Source organism: Clostridium sp. BL-8 (assembly GCF_002006495.1).
Lineage (GTDB): Bacteria > Bacillota > Clostridia > Clostridiales > Clostridiaceae > Clostridium.
In genome coordinates this window covers 1-26,381 of record NZ_LZZL01000039.1, presented here as the reverse complement: position 1 = coordinate 26,381, position 26,381 = coordinate 1, and the positions used below count along the sequence as shown (strand labels likewise).

The window sequence follows — 26,381 nt, the reverse complement described above, 5'->3', positions numbered from 1 at the left end:
ACATCCCTTATCTTTATTCTAAAATTTCTCCATTTGTTTTTATAACATTTTTATACCAGAAAAAAGAATCTTTCTTTTTTCTTTCCAATGTTCCATTTCCTTCATCATCTTGATCAACATATATAAATCCATATCTCTTACTCATCTGAGAAGTTGAAACACTTATACAGTCGATAGGTGCCCAGCTGGTATATCCTATTAAATCAACACCCATTTCCACAGCTTTCTTCATTTCTCTTATATGTTCTCTGAAATAATCAATTCTATATAAATCGTGAATAGTTCCATCTTCTTCTATAACATCTTTAGCACCCATACCATTCTCTACTATAATTAATGGAATTCTATATCTGTCATATAGTTCAATTAATGATATTCTAAGGCCCACTGGATCTATCTGCCAACCCCATTCTGTAGAAGGCAGATAAGGATTTTTCACACCCATTATAGTATTTCCAGATGCTTTTTCTTTAGTTGTATCCGCCGACTCTGTTCTTGACATATAATAACTAAAAGATAGATAATCAGCTGTATTCTCCTTTAATATTTCTTCATCATTTTCTTCCATTTTAATATTGATTCCATTATTCTTCAAGAATACTTTATATAATCTAGGATATTCTCCAAATATCTGAATATCAGCATGAACATGATTTCCTAAATTACTATTTAACGAAAGCAATACATCTTCTGGATTACAAGTATTAGGATATGTTGTAAGCTTTGTTAACATGCATCCCATTTTACTGTCTTTAATGATTTTTCTGCATTCCTTTGTTGCTAAAGCTGCTGCAACATATTGGTGATGCAAAGCTTGATAAATAGCTTCATTAAGCTTTCCTTCTGCACATTTATCTGGAATAATTCCTGCTGTTGTAAATGGATGTCTTCCAACACTATCTATTTCATTAAAGGTCAACCAGTACTTAGCATAATCTCCGAAAGACTCAAAACAAACTTTTGCAAACTTAACAAAATGATCAACTAATTTTCGCTCTACCCATCCATTATATTTTAAACTTAAATGCAAAGGCATTTCATAGTGTGATAACGTTACAATTGGTTCAATATTATGTTTCTTAAGTTCTTTAAATATGCTTTCATAATATTTAATTCCTTCTTGATTTGGTTCACTTTCTTCTCCTGTTGGAAAAATTCTTGTCCAAGCAATAGAAATTCTTAGAGCCTTAAAGCCCATTTCAGCAAACAAAGCGATATCCTCTTTATAATGATGATAAAAATCAATTCCCCTTCTCTTTGGATAGAATTTCGTAGTTTTATCTTCCATAGCTTCTTGTATCATTTTGGTAGTAACCTTATTGTGACCAGCATAATCCTCTACACTAAGATTTGGCTTATAACTTGCTACATCAGCTACAGACATTCCTTTCCCATCAGCATCAAAGGCCCCTTCTACTTGATTAGCTGAGATTGCTCCACCCCATAAAAAATCTTCTCTAAATGACATTTTATACATCAACTCCTATCTAATTTATTGTAAATACTTTATCGCTCTTATTAACTTTTTTACTTTCTATAGTTTCTATCTTAGCATCTGGTCTATTTGTAATAATTACTGAAGTTACTGGATCAAATCCTTCTTCAACAATTTTATCTAACTCAAAGCTTAATAATAAATCTCCCTGCTTTACACTTTTACCTACAGATACTTCTGGTTTAAAATATTTTCCTTTTAAATTCACTGTCTCTAATCCTACATGAAAAAAAATTTCAGTACCATCTTCTGACTTCATTGCTAAAGAATGTTTTGTTTCAAATACCATTTCAATTGTACCATCTATTGGAGCATATAGTTCTCCAATAGATGGAATTATTGCAAAGCCTTCGCCCATTAATTTATTAGAAAACACATCATCTTTTACTTCACTTAAAGGGATTAATTCTCCTTCTAGCGGTGCATTAAATTCTTCTTTTTTATTCTCGATTTTTATATCTTCTTTACTCTCGATTTTTATCTCTTCCTTATTACTAGGTGCTTGTTCTTTCCATAAAACTGCTACAGCAATAAATGAAGCTACAAATGAAATCCCTAATCCTATTACTGCATTCACCAGATTATTTGGTAATGTTTCAGAAATAAACATAGATAAACTTGCGATTCCAGGGCCTACTGCTACATATGCTTCAACAGCTTGAATTCCTAAAAAAGCACCTCCTATAAAAGACCCAACCATTACACCATAAAGTACACGTTTATGTAAGATTGTAACACCATATAATGCTGGTTCAGTAATTCCAAATAGTGCTGATATACCTGCTGATACAGCAGTAGATCTTAACGCTTTATCTTTTGTACGAATACTTACTGCAAAACATCCGCCTGCTTCTGAAATATTATGTGCAAGTGATGCAGCATTATATATTAATTCTCTACCTGATTGACTTAAAGAGGTAACAACGTAAGGAATCATTGCCTTATGCATACCTGTAACAACCATAAATGGCAAGAATGCTGCTAAAACTGCTACTGCTAGCCAACCAAATTTACCAAAAATAAATAAGATTACAGCTGCAAACCCTTGACCAAAATTAAAACCTATTGGCCCAAGAAGAAGCAAAGTTACTGGTACAGTTATAAGTAATGACATCATTGGAACGAAAAAGCTACGAATAACCTTTGGACTAATTTTATTAAAGAATTTTTCTAATTGTGAATATAATAATACGCATAATATTGCTGGGAAAACTTGATATGCATAGTTTATATTCTGCACTGGTATATTAAAAAGTAAAGTTCCATCTCCAAGCATCTTAGCTAAATTAGGTGTTAACAGTGCTGCAACAGCAGATACTGCAACTAATGGATTTACCTTCATTTTATTAGCAGTTGTAAATGCTACTAATAGTGGTAAGAAATATAATGGTGCATCACCAACAAAATTTAATATCTTATATGTAGATGTAGTATTTGATAGAATTCCGAGCATGTTTAAAAGCATTAAAAGTGACTTTAAAATACCACCTCCAGCTATAGCTGGAATCAATGGCTGGAATACACTTATAACAAAATCTAAAATTATTGCGCCTACTTTTCTTTTCTCTTTATTACTATTATTATTATTTACTCCTTTATCAGAAATAAGTTTCTTAACCTCATCATATACTTCAACAACTGCATTTCCAATAACTACTTGGCATTGTATATTTTGCTTAACAGCAATTACCTCTGGAATACTTTCAAGATCCTTCACTTTTACTTTGTTATTATCAATAAGGTTGAATCTCAATCTTGTTGAGCAGTGTTCCAAATGTTCAACATTTTCATCTCCACCTACTGCTTTTAATATCTTCGCTGCTACTTCTTTGTAACTCATATTATTTGTCTCCTCTCATTAAATAATGTTCACAGACTTTTTTTATTTGGCCAAGATAAAAAAGGACTCAAATAAACTAATATAATATTAGCCTATTCAAGTCCTGCCTGCATTACCAGTCACATGCCTGATATTTATATACTTTTATGTTATGAATGAAGTATAACACGAACTAAAGTAAACGTCAACATTTTCACAAATTATTTTTTCAGCATGTGTTAAATTATTGTGATACTACCCGTGACAATAAAAAAACGTGACCACCTGTAAGCATCTATTCAAGCCACATACAAATGGTCGTGGGTTTCATGGTGGAGGCGAAGCACGACCTTTGAAGCCCACCTCACTTTAGTTTATTATCAATTTATCTCATATTATTTTTCTATCAAAAACACTCAACAGTTTATTCATTAATTTTATTGCTCATTATTATCTTCTGTGTAATTATAGGAGTTATTATTGTAGTCAATATTACTACAAATGCAATTTGAGCTATCGATACTTGAATAAATTTTTCATAAACCGGATTAAGCTCTGCTGCCAAAGTTGGCACTACTAATGACAATCCTGCAACAGAGCTCATAGCTGTTGCAGCATAACCTGGTCTTTTCATTACTTTTTTATCTATAATAAGTAATGGTATCAAGCAAATTATATAAAATAAAATTGTGCTTATTATACCTGATATTCCTGCCCTCAATGCTACTATTATATTAATATTTACTCCAAAACTTATACCCATAAATGGCAGCAATATTGCTGTTCCAGATGAATATAGCTTTCTAAAATTTCCATCTAAATTCCCAAGTAATATTCCTAGTATGAATGGAAATAATGTAGCGATTATAGTGTTAAAATCTATTCCTTGTCCACTTGTAGAACTTAATATGGTAATAGGTACTGCAGGTACTACAATTAAATTTAATATTCCAAATGCTGAAGCGTCAACTTCGTCGCCATAGCTATCAACAAGTGCTAAATATAAACCTGGATTGCAGCTTGTTACAACAGCTATAATTGTAACTACTGATATTCCCCAAAACCCTTCTTCTCCAAAATATTTATTAATAAAAATTCCAACTCCATATGCTATTATAATTTTTACTAAACATAAAGTTCCGGATCTTTTGATCATAGTTTTTATTTGAGAAACTTTGCACTGTGTCCCTGAAAAAAATAACATAAGCCCAAGTAAAACCATCGTCCCTTTGTTTGTAAATAAAGCTGTAGTCGGATTCCCTATTTGAAGTATTTGCGGACAAATGGTATTAATTACTGCTGCTAATAACATTGGAATAATCAATAATCCTCCCGGGATTTTTTTCATCTTATTTAGTATATCCATTAATTCCTCCTAATTATTTTCGCCACCTTCATTATTTATTTTTAAAGGCAGCGAAAATTTAATATATGCTCATTTTATAATTTTCTTCCATTTGTTTTAATTACATTTTTATACCAATAAAATGAATCTTTTTTGTAACGCTTTTTACTTCCATTGCCATAGTCATCTTGATCCACATATATAAATCCATAACGTTTAGTCATTTCAGAAGTACTTGAAGAAATCATGTCAATTGGCCCCCACATAGTATATCCTATAACATTTACTCCATCTTCAACTGCAAGTCTCATTTGCTCAATATGTTGCCTTAAAAATTCTATACGGTAAGGATCATTTATCGTAAAATCTTCATTTAATTTATCAACAAATCCAGAACTGTTCTCTAGAATGAAAATAGGTACATTATATCTGTCATAAACATGATTTAAGGTATATCTTAATCCTACAGGGTCAATCTGCCATCCCCATTCATTTGCTGGTAAGTGAGGGTTTTTAAATACACTATGAACATTTCCCGCTGTAAGCTCTAACTGTTCCCCATCACTACTTGAAATCATTGAATTATAATATGACATACCAATAAAATCTGCTGTATATTGTTTAATAATTTCTAAATCCCCGTCTTCAATATTTATATTAATATTATTCCTTTCAAAATATGTTTTAGAATAATACGGATAAATACCCTTGTTTAGAACATCTAAGAAAAATAAATTTTTCATTTGATCATCACTTTGCATTGCTAAGGCATCATCTGGTTTACAAGAGTATGGATATGTTGTAAAATATGCAACCATACTTCCAATTTTGTTGTCTTTATCAATTTCATGAGCTAATTTTGTAGCTTTAGAAGCTGCTACAAATTGATGATGCAAGCCTTGAAATAACATTTCCTCATAATTTGATTGTCCTTCATTTAATATTCCTAAAGTCTTAGCTCCAGCTTTAACACTCATATTTATTTCATTAAAAGTAACCCAATACTGAACTTTTCCTTTATATCTATTAAATATAACTTCACAATATTTTAAATATAAATCTATTAATTCTTTGTTATACCATCCACCAAACTTTTCTATTAGTACTATTGGCATATCAAAATGAGATATTGTTATTAATGGCTTCATATTATATTTAAGACATTCATCGATTACATCATCATAAAATTTTAAGGCTTTTTCGTTTGGCACTTTATCATCTCCATTTGGAAATACACGTGCCCAGGAAATAGAGTATCTAAAAACTTTGAAGCCCATTTCTGCAAATAAAGCAATATCTTGTTTAAATGTATGATAAAAATCTATCCCCCTACGTTTAGGATATTTTATTGTATCGGGATCATTTTGTGCTTCTCTTATCATTTCCATTGTTATTTGCATTTGTCTTGTAACTTTTCTATCACTTTTCGCATTAAATTTCATTACTTCTGGTATTGTTAGTGTTTTTCCATCCTCATTATATGCCCCTTCTGCCTGACATGCAGACAGTGCTCCTCCCCACAAAAAATCTTCTAAAAATCCTTTATTCATAATTTCCTTCTATCCTTTCTTACTTAATTACTTTAATAATTTCGTCTCCTGTAGAAACTGGTCCAACCTTAGTTGGAATGATATCTTTATATTCTTCAACATTAGTAACCAATACTGGTGTTATAATATCATACCCTTCTTTTTGTATAGCAGTAATATCAAATTCTACGAGTAAATCTCCAGTTTTTATATTTTGCCCCTTTGTGACATGAGCTACAAAATATTTACCTTCTAAATTTACAGTATCTAATCCAATATGAATTAACATTTCTACTCCATTGTTTGACTTTAGGCCAATTGCATGCTTTGTGTTAAATAACGCCTCAACTGTTCCATCAAATGGAGCTAAAACCTTCCCTACCTTTGGTTCAATAGCAACACCTTTTCCCATTATTCCTTCTGAAAATACTTTATCATTAACTTCTGATATATCCTTTAAGTTTCCTTCTAATGGACTTTTAATCAGCTCATCAAAAACTACTTGCGAATCAATTTGGTTTTCAATTCTATTATTTGCTGTTTCCTCGATAGAATCCTCATTAATTCTTTCAATAAATGTAAATACTGCTCCTAAAATAAATGCTGCTACAGTACCAATTATTATATAGATAAACTTATTTGCTTGATATGTTCCAAGACTTAATATACCAGGTACTGCAATAGCTGTACCACTAGCATTTACCATTCCAAAAAAACCACTAACAATTCCTGCTGCTAAGCATCCAGCAAAAAATGGCTTCTTATATTTTAAATTTACTCCATAAATTGCTGGTTCAGTTATACCAAAAATTGCTGAAACTGAACTTGAACCTGCAGCTGCTTTCATTGTCTTATTTTTTGTTAGCATAAACACTGCAAATACTGCTCCAGCTTGCGCCATATTTGCTGCAAGAGCACTTGGAAGCATTGCTGTATATCCTGTTTCTGCTACTTGTTGAATTTGCATTGGCATAATTGAATAGTGCATACCAAACATTACAAGTATTGGTCTAAAGAATCCTAAAATAAATCCTGCAATTATACCATTGGCTGAGAATAGAAAGCTTATCACATTTGATAACCATGTACCAATATATGAACCAAAAGGCCCAAGAACTATTAATTCTAGAGGTACCATCACTAGTAGTACTAACATTGGCACTAAAATTACTTGTAACATCTCTGGTATGAATTTATTTATAAATCTATATACATAACTCATTACCCATACGGATAATATAATAGGAATTACTGTTGATGTATATTTAACAAGCAATATTGGCATTCCTAGGAAATCAATTGTACTTACCCCTGTAGTTGCAATATTAGACGCAGCTGTAAGTATTGTTGGGTGTATTAAGCATCCAGCAAGTGCAACAGCTAAATACTCATTAGTCTTAAATTTTCTAGCTGAACTTACTGCTAAGAAAAATGGCATAAAGTAGAATATAACATCTGCTATCATATTAAATATAGTTATAAATCCTGATTTGCTATCAATAATTCCAGTTACTGTTATTATTGAGGATAAGCATTTTAGCATTCCACAGCCAACAAGAGCTGGTAAAATCGGTGTAAACACACCTGCTATAGTTTCTATTGCTTTGTTTACTGGATTCTTTTTAGCTTCTACAAGATTATCCGATGAAGTATTACTTATATTAGCTATTCTTACAAACTCATCATATACTTTTTCAACTTTACCACCAAGTACTACCTGAAGCTGTCCTCCACTATTTTGTGCTTTTAAAACACCTTCAATTTTATTTATTTCTTGCAAATTTGCCTTAGAATCATCTTTAAGCACTAACCTTAATCTTGTTGCACAATGAGTTGCATTTGAGATATTTTTCTCACCGCCAATTAATTCTAAAACTTTTAGGGCTATATCTTTATTTGTCATAATATCATCTCCCAAAATTATATTTTGTAAATTGTAACTATCTTTTATAACAAGATTTATATATAATTAATCAAATTTACGCTAGCATCTAAATTTGATACTTTATCTAAATTTATTCTCAATTTTTTTAAATAAAAAAGACCAAAATAAGCGTACCTTAAGTAACGTTATTTTGGTCATGCCTGATCGAATCAGTAACAGTCCTTATATATTATTTTCTCTTAATTTTACTCTCTGTATATGCATCATTAAATATAATTTTTCATCTGCTGAACAAGTCCAGTCATAGTTCTTATATAAATAATTCTCAATTTTCTTTACACATTTATATTCTTCAATATATCTTTTTTTCATTAAGTCATACATAAATTCATCATCATTTTCTAATTTTTCTTTGTTTAATTGTCTTAAAATAAAATATCTAATATGAGTTACAAACCTAGTAAAATTAAAAGATTCTTCATTAAAATTAATTTTAAAATGATATTTTACTATATTTAAGATTTCTCCAGTAATCGAAGTTATTTTAGTGGTTTCTCCCATATCCTTTGCACCTATTTGTGAATTTATAAAATGTAGTGCAATAAATGAAGCTTCTTCTATGCTAACTTCAATTTTTAACTCTTTATTAATTATATTTACAGCTTTAAGTCCAACCTTATATTCGTCAGGATATAAATGTTTTATCTCCCAATAAAGGGGACTCTTTATTTCCATTTCATCCTTATTTCTTTGTACTGCAAAATTTATATGATCGCATAAACTTAAAAATATAGTAGAATTTGATTCTTTATTCAGCACTTTATTTCCATAGTTTATTATTTTTTCTGTTACTGCAATGATTTCTGCTGGTATAGAATCTAGAATATCAGCTGCTCTCGTATTATTAGGAATCACATATATTTTTTCTATAAGCGATTCATCTTTAAGCTCATATGGTGTCTTTTGAAATCCAAGTCCTTTTCCAACAACAATAATTTCTTCATTATGTTTATTTAGTGCTAAAACAACATTATTATTTAACTTTTTGATTACCTTCATTTTCATCATCACCATTCTAACCATAAAATAATAATCATATTATCAAACAAAAAAAGCCAATCTATAGATATAATAATCTACAAATTGGTCATGCCTGATCGAGTCAGTAACAGTCCATTCACTGTGTATACGTATACTGTACCATTTAAACAGACATATGTCAATAGCATTTTTTGATTAATAAATAACTATAAATTTTACTAAAAATTATAATTTTATATACTCTATTCAAGCATCTATTTACCATTTTGGAACTAATTGCTTTTTAACATTAATGCAATTGCTTTAAATGTGACTGATCTGTTCCACACAACAACCTCCAAAAATTTTAAAATTATTATTATATAATATTTTCATTTTACTTGCTAATTCATTAGGCCGTGATGACTTCAGTTCTTTAGAATTATCTAATTCCTCTAGTTTAAAATCTGACGCGTTAGCTTGCAAACCAATGAATCTATTTTTAATAATCTTATTATTGTTAAAAGGTTTATTTATTGCATTGATAACAACATTAGGATGAACACAATTGGTCATATAACAGATAGGATTTTTTTGTGTTTTTATCTATGGTCTCAATTGCACTTATTATAGGTGTTCCATCTAATAATCTGCCATTACCTCTTATCATAAAGCTAATTATATATGGAATATTGGTTTCTTACGTAGCCTTTGCCATAACTAAGGCTTCAGATAGATATGCATGGCATTATTCCAGCATAGAGATAATCTACTTTAGCTTGCTTAAATAGATTTGCCTGCCATGAATGAAACTTATATGCATGTTCAACATTAAAAATGTAATCCACCATTTAACCTTGTATTTGCTAAATTTAATTTACCCAAATAATAATTTCTATTCACTTGGAGTGTTTTCTAATATGTATGAAAATATAGTAGTAATCACTTTTCCAATGAAGACTATTAATGATAACAAATGCCTTAACAATTATTTTATTAACACCTATAATAACCAAAATACCCTTAAAAGTTAAAACTTTATTTAACACAGCTATATCTGGATTTTTATACGCCATTGGCTTTGGGATGTATTTTATCACTCATAATCTATTTTCTCTAATAATTGCTACACTAATATGGGCATTAGGTGAAATATTTTACTCAATAAGTTTTTCCCTATATTTATCAGAAAATTCACCTTCAACTCATATTGGCAGGATTAGTTCCTTAGCAAACGTATTTGCACGTACTGGTAAATACATTTCTCCTTTATTATCAGGATTAATAATAAAATATATTTGCTTGAGTTATATATGGATATTAATATTTTTAATAATGCTGATTGCAGCATCTCTAATATTACAACTAAATCTAAAAAGGCAGTCTAGAAGTAACGATAATTCAATATATCATTAAATTTACTATTTTATATTTAACAATATACAAGATATTTTTATTTCATTTATTATTTCAATTCTCAAGATTTAACTTAACATAAATTAAAATAAACCCACGAAAATCCAAATTTTAGATTTTCGTGGGTTTCATGGTGGAGGCGAAACGTGACCTTTGAAATCCACTATATACTGACATTTATTTTAAATATATCTTTATTTATTTTTTATCTATAATAGTGCAAAAATGCACTATTATAGTTTTATATGTTATATTGTAACATTTAACTCCTAAAATCAAAAATATGACTAATTGTGAATTATAAAATTATATAAAGCACCTATAAGATTAGCATCATTTCTATATTCACACCTAACAACTTTAGGCTTTGGAACATAAAAATTAAACCCATTAAAATTTTCAAAGCTTTCACAATATTTTTCTACATTTTTTTGAATATACTCTATTAATATATCTTGAGCACTTATCCCTCCGCCAATTGCAAATACCTCTGGATCCAAAACACATTGTAAATTAAAAATTTGAACTGCTAATTTATACGTAAAATCATCTAATATTTTAAGAATATTATCATCCTTCTTATTTGCATACTCAAATACTCTATACCCATCTAGATCTTCTGATTGTATACCTTTAGCCTTTGCAGCAGCATCTATTAATGCTTTAGAACCACTAATAAATCCCCACAAATTTTCAATATTTTCAGTATTATTAACATTAGTTCCTATATAACTAAATTCACCTGCAAAAAAGTTTTTTCCCTTATGTAGTTTTCTATCCCTTATGATACCTCCACCTACACCTGTTCCAAGGACAATAACTACTCCATCATTAGAATCTTTTAAACTGCCTTTCCAGACTTCTGCAAGTGCTGCACACTTTCCATCATTCTCTATTGTTATCTTTGTTGGACATCTTTCTTGTAAAATCTTCACAATTTCTTTTCCACTATTGTACGTTAAAAAACCTCCTGAATAAGCATATCCCTTTTCACTGTCTAAAACTCCAGGCATACTTATAGCCATACCTTCTATCTCATTCTTATAATTATCATATATACCACCAACTACCTCTATAAAACTTTCAATACTATCCAGAGGAGTTGGTGCCTTTCCTTTTTCAATAAATTCTAATTCCTTTGTTATAAGCGCATATTTAATAGCACTTCCTCCAATATCTAAAACTAAATACTTCATCTCTTTTCTCCTTAACTTATAATTTGTCTAAATCAATTCTCTATTTATTTTCATGTGCCTTAATTCAAATTAATATTTTATATAAAGCCCTTTCTCTGCAATTCCATAAATCACATAATACAGGAGTTGTCCAAAACACCCATAAGAACAACAATCTGAGATAATACTACAAACTAATCTCTATATATTGTGCTTTTCTAGTTTAAAACAACACCTGTACTACATTATCACCTTATATAAACATAATTATTTTATTATTGGCAGTTCAATAAATGATGAATTTATATTTCCCGTATAAACTGTTTGATTTGCTATTAATACGTCCTTTTGCTTTGCCCAATTTCCTGCTTTATTAGTATGATTGTTATATGCTGGAAAATTCGACGATGAAATGTCAACGCGTATTTTCGATCCCTTGCTTATGCACCAACTTACAGGCCAAGCTTCAATTTCTACTTCCACTATTTCATTTGGAACATATTCAAGTGCATGATCTGTTCTATTTCTATAAACCAAACTGCTAATTCCATCACATATATTAAATGAACGCCCATCAGGAAGTACAACCATGACTTTAGCTGCAAAAGCTGTATCTTCTGCTTCTGTGCTGATTTTTAACTTAACTTTTATGTTCCCAACTATTTTTTTATCTTCTGAAAATTCTTCTGACATAAAAGTTAATACGTCATCTCTATATCCTGGTTCTTCTTGTAACCTGGCTCCATGTTTAATATCACCATATCCTGGTGTAATCCATGCAAGTAATGCTGTACCTCCATTTGTAATAATATATTTATCAGGATCATATTTATATTCTAACTTTTCTTCATTGCATGGCTTATTTTTTGATAAAATTCCACCTTTATATTTCTCTTCTGACTTTTCAAAATACATAGTGTAAATTTCTGCTTTAGGAGGCCAAGCCTCGAAGGATTCCCATTGGTCTTTACCAACAATATAAGCATCAATACTTCCGACTTTATAGTTATAAGGCTTTCCTTTTAACATATAATCAAACCATTCTAAGCCTGCTCTAACATTTAAAGTTCCCATAATTCTATTATTAAAATACTCTAGTTCTCCTGGACTATTACCCATATGATCCCAAGGTCCAATTATTAAACGGCTCTTCTTTTTTACTTCTTCACTTAAATTAAAATATCCCTTTACTAATCCATCTAAATGATGATCAAACCAGCCATCAATTAAAAGCATTGGTATCTTAATTTTTGAAGGAATTTCTTTAAGCTGAGCCCAGATACCCTTTCTCCAATATTCACTTGAACTCGCTACATTTGACAGATATTCTCGATAAAAAGGAATTTCACCTCCAAACAGCTCTTTATCGGCATCAATATGCGGCCTCATATAAATCCCTTTTTGATATAATTCTCCTGGAAGAGTGTTTGGCTTTAAACCTGAATTACCATAAGCCCAAGATGTATAAATATCTTGCCTAAACATGCCGTTCATATAAATTTGTTCATAACGTTCAGTTCCAAAACAGTCTATAACCAAAGTTTTTACTTCATTTGGTAGTGAATCTGAAACCATCCATTGACAAAATGATAAATAAGAACTTCCAAACATACCTATGTTTCCATTCTGCCATTTTTGCTTAACAAGCCAATTTACAGTATCTATGCCATCATTTCTCTCGTTAAAAAATGGCTCCCATTGCCCTTCAGAATCTCCAGTTCCACGTGCTGACTGCATTACAAGTACATATCCATGTTCAACAAAATGACTGTATGCTGCATAGTATATTGGTTCATTATTAGGATATGGGTATCTTACTAATATAACTGGCCATGGTCCATCACCATTTGGGAAATATACCTTAGTAACCAGTGATACATCATCTCTCATTCTAACTTTAATCATTTCACTTTTAACAACCTCATGAGTTGCATCAGGTAATTCTTCAAGAATTTTATCATTAATTTGTTTTATAAATTCCTTTACATCCATAATATTACCACCTATCTTATTAGCTCTTTTTATGATTTATAGACTAATTATTTACCTCTAATTCTACTACAGTTTTTTTCTTACTTGCAGTAGCAATACAAATTGTAATTAATGCTATTGCAAAATATGCTGAATTTAATGAAAGTGGAATTCTATATGATCCAGTTGCATCAAAGAATGCTCCTCCAATATAAACTGAAGCTGCTGAAGCAAGTGCTCCCAATAAACTCATTGTTGAAATAATAGCACTATATTCTCTTGTTCCAAATGCTTTTTTCACAAAGAATGGCAATGCTACAAGTACTAATGCCTGAGCTATTCCTATTACAAATCCTGATGCCACCATTACTTGTTGATTTAATGCTACATTTAAACCTAACCATCCTACAAAACCAATAGTCGCATATATGCAAGTAACAAGCTTTGATGACCATTTATCTAATAAGAATCCAATTATAAACTTACCAGTTGCTGCTCCAAGCATTATTCCTGAAACAACTGTTGCTCCTACATTTAATGAATAACCAATGTTTACTATGTGAGCTGATACGTGTTGTACAATACCTCCAACCATTTGTAATACAACCATAGCTATACAGAATAAATAGAATGGTGCACTTTTATAAGCTTCCTTTGCAGTAACTCCACTTTCTTCTAGTTGCTTGTCTGCTTTTATTTGTGATGGATCTACTCCATATGGGTATAAACCTTTATCTGCTGGTTTGAATACCATTACAAACAATGTAAACGGTAAAACAAGAATCAACGCTATAACTCCTATGAATATATAAGCTTTTCTCCAGCCATATGTTAAAATAATATTACTTACTACTGGATTAAATATAGTACCGCCTAAACCTGAAAGTGCTGCTGCTATACCTAATGCTAATCCCAATTTCTTTTCAAACCAATTTCCAAGAAATATTGGTAATACTAAGCTTACGCAAAATGGTTGAACTATTCCCATTACAATTCCTGCTGCATAAAACATGTATAAGTTATTAAATGTTGAACATGCTATTATTGCACCTGCAAATACTAAGAAACTTCCAGTTAATAATACCTTTGCATTATATTTAGGGAACATTTTACCTGCAATAGGCATAGTAATCATTTGTGTTATATTTTGAATCGTTAACATTAACGCTATTTGTGTACGTGTAAATCCTAAATCCTTGCCTACTGGCGTAAAGAATAATCCTTGTGTATTTATAATTAATCCTAATCCTACAAATGACATTACGCAGCACCCTACAAATATAAGCCAAGAGTAATGCAATTTTGATTTTTCCATAATACTTCAAACTCCTTTTAATTTAGTTTTTCTTAATTTACTTAAATTCATTTCATTGATTATTTTTTATTCCAAAAAGTTCCAAAGCTCTTTGTATACATTTATCCCAGTAACCCCATTCATGAGTTCCTGTACTTTATTCATAATTAAGGTTTATTCCTAATTCTTTAGCATACTCTTTAAATTCTATATTCATTTTATATAAAAAGTCTTCTGTCCCACAGCTTTGATATAATCTAGGTATATTAACTTTCTCATTTACGGCTTTTTGTGCTAGATATTTCAAATCGTTTTCTGAATTCTTAATTTTCTCTAATGAACCAAATATCTCTTTAAATTCTTTTTCTCTATGTGGAACATAATTTATCATATTATCCATGCAAAGTGTTCCTGAAAAACTTGCTGCTACATTAAACATTTCTGGTTTTCTTAATGCCATTTTAAAACTTCCATAACCGCCCATTGATAAGCCTGCAACAAAATTATCTTCTCTTTTTTCAGATAGTGGAAAATGAGCTCTTACAAAATCAGGTACTTCTTCACTAATAAAGGTCCAATACTTTCTTCCTTGAACCATATCTGTGTAATAGCTTAAATCAGCATCTGGCATTACTACTGCAATTTTATATTCCTTTGCATATCTTTCAATAGCTGTTTGTCGCATCCAAGCAGAATAATCATCAGTACCTCCATGTAATAAATATAAGGTGGGATATTTTATAGTTCTATCTATAGGAGCATACTCTCTGCTATCACTTTCTGGTATTATTACACTTAGCATTGTTGCTTTTCCTAATACTTTTGAAAAAAAACTTACTTGAAATAATGACATTTTAAATACCTCACTTTTTAATTAAATTTTAGACAAATGAAAATAAATAACAAATCCAAAATTGCCATTAGAAAATCATATTATTTCAACCAACTCTCTAACTAAAAAGATAAACAGTTTCACTTGATATAATTAATTGCTTTATCCAAATTATAATTCCATAACTTTTATATCTTTTGCTATTATTAAATTACTTTTTGTTGCCTTTTGTATTTCTTCTAGTGTAACACTTGGAGCAATTTCTTTTAAGATTATTCCCTTTTCTCTATCAATATCCATAACTCCCATATCTGTTATAATAGTATTCACTTGCTTGGCGGCAGTTAACGGAAGGTTACACCTTTTAATTATCTTCCATTCTCCATTTTTATTTAGATGCTCCATTGCTACAATAACACGCTTAGCTCCCACTACCAGATCCATTGCTCCCCCCATTCCAGAAACTTTTTTACCCGGAACCATCCAATTTGCTAAATTTCCTTCCTCATCTACTTCTAAAGCCCCAAGAACAGTTATATCTATATGTCCTCCTCTTATTAGAGAAAAAGAATACGCACTATCAAAAAATGAAGCTCCTTTTATTGTAGAAATGTGCTTTCCTCCAGCATCTAAAACATTATCATCTCTTTCTTCTTCACTAGGTGCTGGTCCAAGTCCTAAAATACCATTTTCAGATTGTAGATGAATATTAAGTTCACTTGGAATATAATTTGCGACTAAAGTTGGTATTCCTATCCCAAGGTTTACAACATCACCATCTTTAAATTCCTTAGCAACTCTTCTAGCTATAATTTCTCTTTTATCCAATCTTATTCACCTGCCTTAACAATTTTATCTATTAATATTCCTGGTACATCAACTTCATTAGGATCTATTTCACCTAGCGGAACAATTTCATCAACTTCTGCAATTACATGCTCTGCCGCTAGTGGCATGATAGCATTAAAATTACGCGAAGATCCTTTGAATACAAGATTTCCATTTTCATCAGCTTTAGCTGCTTTAATAAGTGCAACATTAGCCTTTAATGGCACTTCTAGTATATATTCTTTTTCTTCTATAGTTATTTTCTGCTTTCCTTCTTCAACTATAGTTCCAACTCCAACAGGCGTTAAGAAACCTCCAAGACCTGCTCCTCCAGCTCTAATTTTTTCTGCTAAAGTTCCTTGGGGTACAAGCTCAACCTCTATTTCTCCAGTTATCAAGCCTTTGCCAGTCTCAGGATTTGCTCCAATATAAGACGCTACAACTTTTTTAACCTGTTTATTTTTTATAACATTATATAACGAACATTCTGTAGTTCCTGTATCATTTGATATTACAGTAAGATTATTTACATTTTTCTTAGCCAGTTCTCTTACCAATGTTTCAGGATGTCCACCTTTAAGAAAACCTCCAACCATTAATATATTTTCATTTTCTATAATTTCAACTGCTTTTTGTGCTGTAGTTATTTTAGACATGATAACCTCCTATTTTACTCATCTATTTCTATCTCTAATAACAGTGAACTTAAAGACTTACCATGAGGATCTATTGATAACGAACGAGTAACCCCTCCACCAAGTGCATTTTCCATTACAAAGTTTAACGCTCCAAGGCTTTCTATTTCATATCTGGTTATTTTACCTTTTACAATATATTGAAATTGTTTTTTTACTTTTTCCACTGTAACTTCTTTTTTTAATTTTTCATAATTTTTTTCATCGTAAGCAATAACTGAAATAACTGAAATATTTCCTTTATCTCCAGTTCTTGAATGTGCTATTTCTCTTAACTTCATCTTTATACCTCCTCATATTGAACAGATATTTTTATATCCTCTGCTGGAATTAAAATTGATGCAATTGAAACTACTTCTCTCACATATTTTCTCGCACCGCCTCCACCAGCTGGTCCATTTGTGTAAAGCGCCTCTACTTCATTACCTATAACTATTGCATCTGCTTTAGTTAATGTTCTAGCAGCAACTCTAAGTCTTACTTCATCATAGGAATCTTTTTCTTTTAAACTAGAACCATATAAAGAATTTGCGCCAATGTAATCTATTCTTAATTCTTCAATGGGTAGCTTTATATATTCAAGTCTCTTTCTTATTATCTCTCCTGCAATCTTTGCTCTTTCATAAGCTCCAGTACCACCATAGCTTATTTCACCTTCACCAATGAAACAATCTTTATAACCTACACTTGTTTTATATAATCCAGTTGATGCTTTTCCACTTGCACCTTCTACTAAAACTTTATCTTTTTCTATCTGTTTAACTGCAGCCTTTGAAAAATCTGCAACTACATCTGGAGTAAAATAATTTTCAGGATCTTGAATTTCATATAATATTTGTTCTTTACATGTATCTACTGTAACTTCTCCACCAGCTTGTTCTAATTTTGAAATCACTATACATCCTTCTTCATTTATTTCACCTATTGGAAATCCTAAATTCCATAAATCTTTTATTTCCTTATAAGGTGGATCTACAAAATATCCTCCCATAACTTGAGCTGCACATTCTAAAAGATGCCCCGCTAATGTTCCTTTTCCTAGTAATTCATAATCATTAAAGCTCCATCTAAATTCATGGATAAGTGGACCAAGCACCAAGGAGGGGTCTGCTACTCTTCCTGTAACCACAATATCTGCTCCATTTTCTAAAGCTTCAACTATACCTTTGCATCCTATATAAGCATTTGCTGATATAATATTGGAAATTGAATTTAATTTTTCACCATTTTCAATTACTATATTTTCTGAATATCTTTCAATATTATTACTAATGTCATCGCCTAAAACTGCTGCTATCTTTAAATTACTAACATTCATAACTTTAGCCATTTCTTTTATCACATTCATCGCTGAAATTGGATTAGCACTGCCCATGTTTGTTATGACTTTAATATTTTTTTCCTTGATTAAAGGTAAGACTTTTTCCATTCTATATTCTAAAAGCTCATTATAACCTTTAGTATTATCTGAAAGCTTTTGTAATTGACCAAGGGCTATTGTTCTTTCTGCTAAACATTCAAATATGATATAATCAAGATTTCCATATTTAATCAAATCAACTGCAGGCTCAATTCTATCTCCTCCATATCCAGCTCCGCCGCCTATCCTAATACTTTTCATTGCTCTTATCTCCTTTTTTAGTTTCTTACTTTTATATAAAGCAATTGTCATGCCAACTTTTCATTATTATTGATTTTTATTCATAAATTGAGTTATAAAGCTATATTGTAAATATTAATTTCAAACTTCATTGTTATTGCCTTAATACTATAATTCTAAAATTTTAGAATTATTCTTTTACTACATCAGTAAACATTTTCACAGTTTAGTGTATACATATAGTAAAAAAGAGTTATTCTAGAAAAATAGAATTTTAAAATGCAAATTCTATTTTTTTAGAATAACTCTTCTATAATAATTATTATTCCTTATTTAAAGTTTTATTGTATAAAGAAGCAAGAGAAATTCCTAACGCTCTTGCAGCCTTTTTCTTACCTTCTAAGGTATTTCCATAAATCTCAATGACCTTATTAATTTCTTTCTCTTCAAATTCTTTAACCGCATTTTTTAATGGTTTTATATTTAGTACGCTTCCTTTTATTCCTTCAATTTGAAGTTTTTTAGGTAAATGCTCTACTTTTATTATATCTTCATCAGTCATCATAACTCCAAATTCAATTGTATTTTTTAATTCTCTAACATTACCTTCCCATCTATAATTATAAAGAACATTAAAGGTCTCCTCTGCAATTTTAACTTCCTTTGCAAATTTTTGCCCTGATTCTTCTAAGAAATAATTTATTAAAGTCTCAATATCTCCTTTTCTTTCTCTTAAAGGCACTGTATCTATTGTAAAAACTGCTATCCTATAATACAAATCTGCTCTAAATTCTTTATTAGCTATCATATTTTCAAGACTTCTATTCGTTGCTGCAATAATTCTAACGTCTATGGGTATCTCATTAACAGCTCCAATAGGTCTTATTATGTTCTCTTGAAGCACTCTAAGAAACCTTGCCTGAAGATTATAATCCATTTCTGAAATTTCATCTAAAAAAATAGTTCCTCCTTCTGCTTTTTGAAAAAGTCCTATCTTACCTCCTTTTCTTGCTCCAGTGAAAGCTCCTTCCTCATATCCAAAGAATTCACTTTCCAAAAAATTTGCTTCAAAGGTTGCACAGTTTATTGCGATAAAAGGTTCATCCCTTCTATCACTTTCATTATGTATAGCTTGTGCTAAAAGTTCCTTACCTGTACCACTTTCACCTGTAATAAGAATATTTACTTTCTTCTTAGAAATTCTTTTTCCAAACTCTTTTAATTCTTTTGTTTTCTTATCTTCTCCAACGATACTATCAAAAGTATATTTTGCTGCATCATTTCCTCGTATTTTCTTCTTTAAATCTTTTATAATTCTTTTAGAATTGCTTAATTCCTCTGTTAATTTATAAATATCATTTATTTCATTTAATATGGATATACCTGCTACTACTTCTCCATTTTCAAAAACAGGGACCATATTTACAAAATATTCAATGCTATCTACACTTCTTTTAATTCCTAAAAGCTTTTCTCCACTTTTAATTACTTCTGGCAATCTGCTTCCTATTCTTACTTGGCCTATTTTTCTTCCAATAATATCCTTACCTTCTACTTTGGTTATTCTTGTGTATGCTGGATTTACATATACAACATTATTATCCTTATCCGCAATTAGTACTCCATCATATAAAGAATCAAAAATAGAACTACTTAACTCTCCAAATTTCATAGCCATTCTCCTTGTACTTTACACTAAATAATTCTCTTTGTTTATAGTAATCCGTAATAAGTTTTACAGTAATAAATTGATCTAATATTAATATTTATTATATTATACACTAATCATACTTTAATATATAAATAGTAAAATAAACTTGTATTATATTCCTCAAAAATAACATTTTATACACAAAAATAAACCCACCAAAATCCAAATTTTAGATTTTCGTGGGTTTCATGGTGGAGGCGAGGGGTCAGTGGCATCCATACTTTCATATGGCCCTGACTATATCTTATTCTGCAAATTAATCTTTCTGCAGAACCCTGGCATATTATAGAAGCTTAGTATAGTTTACATCTTCTATCCTAGTATTTCATGATGCTAAAAATAGCATTTTAGAAACCTATAAGTCGATACGAGGCTGTTAAGTTTCCTTACATACCTCTCGGTATTGCCGTCAACATCACTTGTTACGGTTTCACCGATAAAGCCAAGTTTTCATTTAAGGATCACTCCTTAATGCGACTCTGTCAATGAATCGAACCCCTGTCCGAAAGCAGCTGAATTTACCTTTCTCCGAGTGCAGTCTAACTTTTAAGATTCCCCAAAAGCATCGCCATTAGACAAGCTATACTTTCCGGTAGCTTCATAAATACCCCTTTAGCTCAAAGCTTTGCTAAACTTCGTTTCCTACTTAATGACACCAGTTATCCAAGCCGTAGGCAGCAAGGGCTGATGAGTAGCTTTAAACTAAGCTGCTAATGCAAAATTGTCTTCTGCGTTTACATTTAATGCATACTTGATTAACGAGGATACATGCTTCCCTCGACTCGCTTAATAAACCCATCCCGCCCCCGTCGAAGCCAAAACGCCCCCATGGTTTAAGATGGTTTAATAACATATTCAATTTTCAAAGAATGTTCATCTTGTATAGTCTATTCTATCTCAATCACTGCATACTGTCAACTGGAACATTGTAACTCAGTTTCAAATGAAACCATTTATTTTATCTCTATTGCAACCATAGTACAATCATCCTTTAGATTTCCAAATTCTAATATAGTATCATCCAAAAATTGATCTATGTAATTTTTAAATTCAAAAATATTTACATCTTTCATATAGTTTTGCACAATCTTATCTTCATCTAATATAAAATCTAATCCGTCGCTAAAAAATATAAACTTATCTCCTTGTTTAAATTTAATAACTTCCTCAGAAAACTCGCTATCTTCAAACATACCCAAAAAAGTTCCTTCAATTATTTCTTCTTGAACTTCATCTCTTTGAAAAATAAATTGATTTATTCCGGCACCAACAGCCTTAAGTTCACCTTTATTAAAATCCATACTAAAGCAGCATACTGCAATATAATTTTCTTCATAATAATCTATCAATTTTTTATTTAAATTCATCACTATTTCCATTGGTTCATAAGTAGCAGCTATCTCCTGAGCACATAACATATCAAATGCAGATATACTAAGTGCTGCTGAAATTCCCTTCCCCCTGACATCTCCAAGCATTCCAACTATTAAATTTTCATCTATTCTATAAATGCGATAGAAATCACCACTGACTGTCTTAGCTGGCATATATGTTGTAGCAATATTAACATTATCTTTAGCCGGAAAATCATTTTGCAAAGTCTTTCTTTGAAATTCGGCTGCTTTATTTAATTCTTTCTTGAACTCCGTTATATCCCTTATTATTGCAATAATAGCTGGATTTCCTTCATAAGATATGTAACTATAAGAAATTTGCAGATTTGCTATCTTATCACCTGGGAAAATAAATTCGTAATCCGAGATTTCTTTTAACTTTCTATTTAACAATATATTTCTAAATTTTTTATGTAGAGATTTCACGTACTTTTCCTGAAAATACTTATATATATTACTTCCTATTATTCCAACACGCTTTACATTAAGTAAGTTTAGCAGATTATATGCTTCATGATTTGCTAAAACAATTAAATTATCCACAATTATGACTACAGCATCTGGTATGCTGTTGATAACTTGTTTATATCTATCTTCACTTTCCTTACGTATTTTATCTAATATTTTCTTTTCTGTAACATCCCTAAGTCTTTCTACAATATATAGTATTTCTCCGTTCTCACCTAAAACTGGACTATAGCAGACATCCATAAACTTATTTAATTCTGGAATATATTTTTCCTTTGATATCATATTCTTATTTTCTACAACTTCTTCAAAGGAACAATCTGAACATCTTTCATTCCTGCCTAAAATTTCATAGCACTTTTTACCTTTAATTTCGCTTGGCACTTTACTATAAAAATTATACCCAGCTTCATTAAAAAAACTTATTGTGTAATCCGGATTATACACTTTTATTATATCCGGAATTCCATTAAGTACCCCGCTTATCTCCTTTTCCAATAGCTGCTGTTCCCTGCTCGTAATAGCATTTGTGACATTATAATTTTTTTCATTTTTATTCAAATTCAAAGCCTCGGTTCCTTTTTTTCCCTCATACATAAATTAGAAATCCTTTCAACATTACTTATCTTAATTTTTGCTACAAAACATATAGATAAACAAACTATACATTAGGCTTATTATACAGACTAATTATTCATAGTTGTTGAATTCTTGTGTATGCTTACACCAGAAATTACATACATATTTGTGCAAGAGGCATTTGAAATTGAGCTGCTCTAAGGTTCTTAATGGGAGCTTGTTCCATTTACTGCTTGTCACGAACTTGCTTCGGGAACATGCAGAAATGGATACAAGCTCCCATTTAGAACCTTCCAGCGAAAATTTCATAAGTCCGCTGGAACAAATATGTATGTAATTTCGGTAAGCCACCACCTAATTCTAAAATCAAAGTTGTTTACCTATAAAGTTGGATATCTATATTTATGTACTAACTAAGGGCATATTTCGAATACTCTATCTAATCTTGTTAATTTGAATAATTTTTCTACTTCAGGTCTTAATGCCTTTAATTTAATGCTTCCACCTTTTTCTGCGCACTTTTTATAAATAGATACTAATGCGCCAAGGCCCGTACTATCTATAAAATCACATTGACTGAAGTTGAAAATAAAATTTTTCTGCCCTTTTTCTATCAACTTATTTATTTCAATTCTAAAGTTTGCTACTTCATCTACAATAAAATTTTTGGGTATATTTATAACTGTACTATTTTCCATCATTATCACCTCATAGTTTAAATCTTTCCACAAGTTTAGTTAATTCTTCAGCCATTGCGCTTGTCTCCTGCGCTGTTGCTGTGAAATTGTTTATTGCATTTGCCTGTTCTTCTGATGCTGAAGATACATTTTCACAATTTTCAGTATTACTTTCAGTTACTGTGGCTATCTCATTGATTAATTTAACAACTTTATCTGAAGATGCAACTTCATCACTTGTGATCTCAAGTATTTCACCAACATGTTTAACTATCTTTTCTATAGCATTTCTTATATCTACAAAAGCTTTATCTGTTTCTGATACTATCCTTACTCCATTATCGACTTCAGCCTTTGCTCTTCCCATTGAACTTACAGCATTTTGTGTTTGCTTAATCATTTCACTAACTAGTGTAGCTATTTCCTTTGCTCTATCATTGGTTTCTTCTGATAATTTTCTTACTTCTTCAGCTACAACACTAAAGCCTTTACCATGTTCTCCTGCCCTGGCTGCCTCTATAGATGCATTTAATGCTAAAAGACTCGTTTGCCCTGCAATATCATTTATAGTATTTACTATTCCATCAACTTTAGCAGATAATCCATTTAAAGCTTCAAGTGCTTCTGCCGTCTCCTGGCTTCCACTATTAATAACATTCATTGCCTTTACTGTTTCTTCTACTTTTCCTCTTCCAAACTCAGCCACGTTCATTGTGTTAGTTGCATTTGAAGTTGTTGCTTCAGCTCTATTTTGTGCAAGCTGTACTAAACTTGATAATTGTACTAAAACTGTTGAGATTTCAACTATAGATGCATTTTGTTTTTCTGCATCTTCTGCAACTTGATTTATAGTTGCAGTTATTTCCTCAGTAGTGGCGCTTATTTCTTCTGAGGATGAAGCCATTTCTTCTGAGGCTGCCGTTAATTGCTCTGACGCCTCTAAAACATTTCTAACTATGTGATCCTGATGCCCTATCATGTTATTAAAAGATTTTTCAAGCTCGGCAATTTCATCATTTCTATCTACTTTAGCTTTAACAGTTAAATCTCCTTCTCCTGCAAGCTTCATTAGAGCTTCCAGTTTATTAATAGGATTAATTATTCCTTTAGTTGAATACAAGTATGCTAATAACATAGCTAAAATAATAGATATTAGCATAATGCCAATTGTATAATTTCTAATGCTTAGGGCTGGTGACATATAATCATTATAATCTGCTGTAATCCCAATTATCCATTTATCAGCTGACTGAAAAACAACGTACTTTTTCACATTATCTGAATTATAAAATCCATCAACAGCCTTTCCATCTTTCACTTGATTAATCATAGAAATTAAATCATTACTTGCACTTTCCTTTAAAATTTTACTTTTATCAGGATGATAGTCATACAATCCGTTTTTATCAGTAATAAATGCATATCCTGTTTGTCCAATTTTTATTTTCGATGCATAATTGGAAATGCTTTCAAAATTTATACTTCCAACTAAAGTTCCAATGACCTTATCTCCATCTTTAATTGGATAAGCTATGGAAATACCTTCATTTCCTGTAGTTCTAGATATTAATGCATCACTAACGGTTTCTTTTCCACTAAGTGCCTCTTTTATGTATGCTCTGTCACTTAAATCTACGTCAGGTTCTATCGACTGATTATTAATAACTTCATCCCCTGATATATCAGTAATAATTAATACTTCCATATTATCTTTGTTTTTATCTTGAACAGTTTTGATATAATCATAGGCCTTTTCCTTATTTTCTGGGCTTAAATTTTTGAGTGCATTATTAATATCTCCATTTAAGCTAGCTACTTCTAAAGTACGTTTTAAAGAATCTATTTTATCATTAATTAAATTTCCTGTACTCAATGCCTGTTCATCTAATTGCTGCTGAACTGATGCTTGTATGGATTTACTTGACATCTCATATGATATACCTCCTAATACCCCCATTGGTATAGTAATCATACAAAAAAATGTAATCATTAATTTTATTTTTAAAGAAATTTTCACTAGACTTCCTCCTCTGCTTATAAAAAAATAATAAAATTTATTATTTTGCTATGAAATATATTTTTTCATAATTATAGAGTTGTCTTTAAATTCTACTTCATCAGTATAACATCTTATAATATACAACCCTCGTCCACTCTCTTCTAGAATATTATCTTCATTTATTTCTTTATGTGATTCTAGATTTTCAATTCCGCTTCCACAATCTGTTACAGTTAATATTAATTTTTTTTCATCTAATTCCCATTTCATATATATAGGTTTATTTTTATCACTTTTGTTCCCGTGAACAAATGAGTTATTAAGTGCTTCTGATACAATTAACTTTATTTCAAAGCACTGGCTTTTTAAATTTAATGTTTCTACTAATTCATCCAATTTATTATTTATATTATCTAAGCCATAAAATATCATCTCATTTTCTGTATTTCGCATATTCAATATCCCCCCTAGCATTACCAGCTTTTAATATTAGGTTAACTTATAATAATGAATAACTTAACCTAATGCTTATAAACTTCATTATCAAATATATAATTATTGATTTACATATATATGTTGCAATTGATTTTCTACATTTAACATTTAGATATTTACTTAGCGGATAGACATCCTAAATGTAATTTTATTA

The 26,381-nt window shown here is 30.6% G+C and carries 19 protein-coding genes and 1 other RNA gene; all 20 read right to left on the bottom strand.

Annotation, left to right across the window (positions count from 1 at the left end; all coding sequences use genetic code 11):
- Positions 1-13: 13 nt before the first annotated feature.
- The 20 genes from CLOBL_RS14440 to CLOBL_RS14335 all read right to left on the bottom strand — a co-directional run bounded on the left by CLOBL_RS14440 (position 14) and on the right by CLOBL_RS14335 (position 26,185).
- A complete protein-coding gene (locus CLOBL_RS14440) occupies positions 14-1,468 on the bottom strand; it encodes a glycoside hydrolase family 1 protein (protein ID WP_077859679.1) in 1,455 nt (484 codons plus the stop codon).
- Between the two features lie 19 nt (positions 1,469-1,487).
- Positions 1,488-3,335, bottom strand: a complete 1,848-nt coding sequence (locus CLOBL_RS14435) for a beta-glucoside-specific PTS transporter subunit IIABC (protein WP_077859678.1) — start codon at positions 3,333-3,335, stop codon at positions 1,488-1,490.
- Positions 3,336-3,738: 403 nt separating this feature from the next.
- Complete coding sequence (locus CLOBL_RS14430; protein WP_077859677.1) at positions 3,739-4,680, bottom strand: 2-keto-3-deoxygluconate permease; 942 nt, start codon at positions 4,678-4,680, stop codon at positions 3,739-3,741.
- A 74-nt stretch (positions 4,681-4,754) separates the two neighbouring features.
- The gene (locus CLOBL_RS14425) at positions 4,755-6,209 is read right to left on the bottom strand and encodes a glycoside hydrolase family 1 protein (RefSeq protein WP_077859676.1); all 1,455 of its coding nucleotides are present in this window, start codon (positions 6,207-6,209) and stop codon (positions 4,755-4,757) included.
- A 19-nt stretch (positions 6,210-6,228) separates the two neighbouring features.
- A complete protein-coding gene (locus CLOBL_RS14420) occupies positions 6,229-8,091 on the bottom strand; it encodes a beta-glucoside-specific PTS transporter subunit IIABC (RefSeq protein WP_077859675.1) in 1,863 nt (620 codons plus the stop codon).
- Positions 8,092-8,295: 204 nt separating this feature from the next.
- The gene (locus CLOBL_RS14415) at positions 8,296-9,132 is read right to left on the bottom strand and encodes a PRD domain-containing protein (protein WP_077859674.1); all 837 of its coding nucleotides are present in this window, start codon (positions 9,130-9,132) and stop codon (positions 8,296-8,298) included.
- Between the two features lie 1,664 nt (positions 9,133-10,796).
- On the bottom strand, positions 10,797-11,705 hold the full coding sequence (locus CLOBL_RS14400; RefSeq protein WP_077859671.1) for an ROK family protein: 909 nt from the start codon (positions 11,703-11,705) through the stop codon (positions 10,797-10,799).
- A 246-nt stretch (positions 11,706-11,951) separates the two neighbouring features.
- A complete protein-coding gene (locus tag CLOBL_RS14395; protein ID WP_077859670.1) occupies positions 11,952-13,676 on the bottom strand; it encodes a CocE/NonD family hydrolase in 1,725 nt (574 codons plus the stop codon).
- Between the two features lie 43 nt (positions 13,677-13,719).
- The gene (locus CLOBL_RS14390; protein WP_077859669.1) at positions 13,720-14,970 is read right to left on the bottom strand and encodes an MFS transporter; all 1,251 of its coding nucleotides are present in this window, start codon (positions 14,968-14,970) and stop codon (positions 13,720-13,722) included.
- A gap of 136 nt (positions 14,971-15,106) precedes the next feature.
- Positions 15,107-15,802: an alpha/beta hydrolase family protein gene (locus tag CLOBL_RS14385; protein ID WP_179117760.1), complete on the bottom strand. Its 696-nt coding sequence runs from the start codon at positions 15,800-15,802 to the stop codon at positions 15,107-15,109.
- 150 nt (positions 15,803-15,952) lie between these two features.
- Entirely contained in the window at positions 15,953-16,609 is a 657-nt protein-coding gene (locus CLOBL_RS14380; protein WP_077859668.1) for a 3-oxoacid CoA-transferase subunit B, read from the bottom strand.
- A gap of 2 nt (positions 16,610-16,611) precedes the next feature.
- Positions 16,612-17,265: a 3-oxoacid CoA-transferase subunit A gene (locus tag CLOBL_RS14375; RefSeq protein ID WP_077859667.1), complete on the bottom strand. Its 654-nt coding sequence runs from the start codon at positions 17,263-17,265 to the stop codon at positions 16,612-16,614.
- 14 nt (positions 17,266-17,279) lie between these two features.
- Positions 17,280-17,585 (bottom strand): hypothetical protein, encoded by a 306-nt coding sequence (locus tag CLOBL_RS14370; RefSeq protein ID WP_077859666.1) that lies wholly within the window; start codon positions 17,583-17,585, stop codon positions 17,280-17,282.
- Positions 17,586-17,587: 2 nt separating this feature from the next.
- Positions 17,588-18,925, bottom strand: coding sequence for an acyclic terpene utilization AtuA family protein (locus CLOBL_RS14365; RefSeq protein ID WP_077859665.1), 1,338 nt, complete (start codon positions 18,923-18,925; stop codon positions 17,588-17,590).
- Between the two features lie 301 nt (positions 18,926-19,226).
- Positions 19,227-20,576 (bottom strand): sigma 54-interacting transcriptional regulator, encoded by a 1,350-nt coding sequence (locus CLOBL_RS14360; RefSeq protein WP_077859664.1) that lies wholly within the window; start codon positions 20,574-20,576, stop codon positions 19,227-19,229.
- 525 nt (positions 20,577-21,101) lie between these two features.
- Positions 21,102-21,435, bottom strand: a transfer-messenger RNA (tmRNA) gene (gene ssrA / locus CLOBL_RS14355).
- 133 nt (positions 21,436-21,568) lie between these two features.
- Complete coding sequence (locus tag CLOBL_RS14350) at positions 21,569-23,074, bottom strand: SpoIIE family protein phosphatase (protein WP_077859663.1); 1,506 nt, start codon at positions 23,072-23,074, stop codon at positions 21,569-21,571.
- 395 nt (positions 23,075-23,469) lie between these two features.
- Positions 23,470-23,754: an STAS domain-containing protein gene (locus CLOBL_RS14345; RefSeq protein ID WP_242953847.1), complete on the bottom strand. Its 285-nt coding sequence runs from the start codon at positions 23,752-23,754 to the stop codon at positions 23,470-23,472.
- A gap of 10 nt (positions 23,755-23,764) precedes the next feature.
- Entirely contained in the window at positions 23,765-25,750 is a 1,986-nt protein-coding gene (locus tag CLOBL_RS14340) for a methyl-accepting chemotaxis protein (protein ID WP_077859662.1), read from the bottom strand.
- A 48-nt stretch (positions 25,751-25,798) separates the two neighbouring features.
- On the bottom strand, positions 25,799-26,185 hold the full coding sequence (locus CLOBL_RS14335) for an ATP-binding protein (RefSeq protein WP_077859661.1): 387 nt from the start codon (positions 26,183-26,185) through the stop codon (positions 25,799-25,801).
- Positions 26,186-26,381: the final 196 nt, after the last annotated feature.

What these genes read in the sequence shown, in the direction of transcription:
- CLOBL_RS14400 (WP_077859671.1), bottom strand. Translation starts at nt 11,705, where the DNA reads ATGAAGTATTTAGTTTTAGATATTGGAGGAAGTGCTATTAAATATGCG.
- CLOBL_RS14420 (WP_077859675.1), bottom strand. Translation starts at nt 8,091, where the DNA reads ATGACAAATAAAGATATAGCCCTAAAAGTTTTAGAATTAATTGGCGGT.
- CLOBL_RS14360 (WP_077859664.1), bottom strand. Translation starts at nt 20,576, where the DNA reads ATGAAATTTGGAGAGTTAAGTAGTTCTATTTTTGATTCTTTATATGAT.
- CLOBL_RS14435 (WP_077859678.1), bottom strand. Translation starts at nt 3,335, where the DNA reads ATGAGTTACAAAGAAGTAGCAGCGAAGATATTAAAAGCAGTAGGTGGA.
- CLOBL_RS14395 (WP_077859670.1), bottom strand. Translation starts at nt 13,676, where the DNA reads ATGGATGTAAAGGAATTTATAAAACAAATTAATGATAAAATTCTTGAA.
- CLOBL_RS14425 (WP_077859676.1), bottom strand. Translation starts at nt 6,209, where the DNA reads ATGAATAAAGGATTTTTAGAAGATTTTTTGTGGGGAGGAGCACTGTCT.
- CLOBL_RS14415 (WP_077859674.1), bottom strand. Translation starts at nt 9,132, where the DNA reads ATGAAGGTAATCAAAAAGTTAAATAATAATGTTGTTTTAGCACTAAAT.
- CLOBL_RS14335 (WP_077859661.1), bottom strand. Translation starts at nt 26,185, where the DNA reads ATGCGAAATACAGAAAATGAGATGATATTTTATGGCTTAGATAATATA.
- CLOBL_RS14390 (WP_077859669.1), bottom strand. Translation starts at nt 14,970, where the DNA reads ATGGAAAAATCAAAATTGCATTACTCTTGGCTTATATTTGTAGGGTGC.
- CLOBL_RS14350 (WP_077859663.1), bottom strand. Translation starts at nt 23,074, where the DNA reads ATGTATGAGGGAAAAAAAGGAACCGAGGCTTTGAATTTGAATAAAAAT.
- CLOBL_RS14345 (WP_242953847.1), bottom strand. Translation starts at nt 23,754, where the DNA reads ATGGAAAATAGTACAGTTATAAATATACCCAAAAATTTTATTGTAGAT.
- CLOBL_RS14440 (WP_077859679.1), bottom strand. Translation starts at nt 1,468, where the DNA reads ATGTCATTTAGAGAAGATTTTTTATGGGGTGGAGCAATCTCAGCTAAT.
- CLOBL_RS14430 (WP_077859677.1), bottom strand. Translation starts at nt 4,680, where the DNA reads ATGGATATACTAAATAAGATGAAAAAAATCCCGGGAGGATTATTGATT.
- CLOBL_RS14375 (WP_077859667.1), bottom strand. Translation starts at nt 17,265, where the DNA reads ATGTCTAAAATAACTACAGCACAAAAAGCAGTTGAAATTATAGAAAAT.
- CLOBL_RS14370 (WP_077859666.1), bottom strand. Translation starts at nt 17,585, where the DNA reads ATGAAGTTAAGAGAAATAGCACATTCAAGAACTGGAGATAAAGGAAAT.
- CLOBL_RS14365 (WP_077859665.1), bottom strand. Translation starts at nt 18,925, where the DNA reads ATGAAAAGTATTAGGATAGGCGGCGGAGCTGGATATGGAGGAGATAGA.
- CLOBL_RS14385 (WP_179117760.1), bottom strand. Translation starts at nt 15,802, where the DNA reads ATGTCATTATTTCAAGTAAGTTTTTTTTCAAAAGTATTAGGAAAAGCA.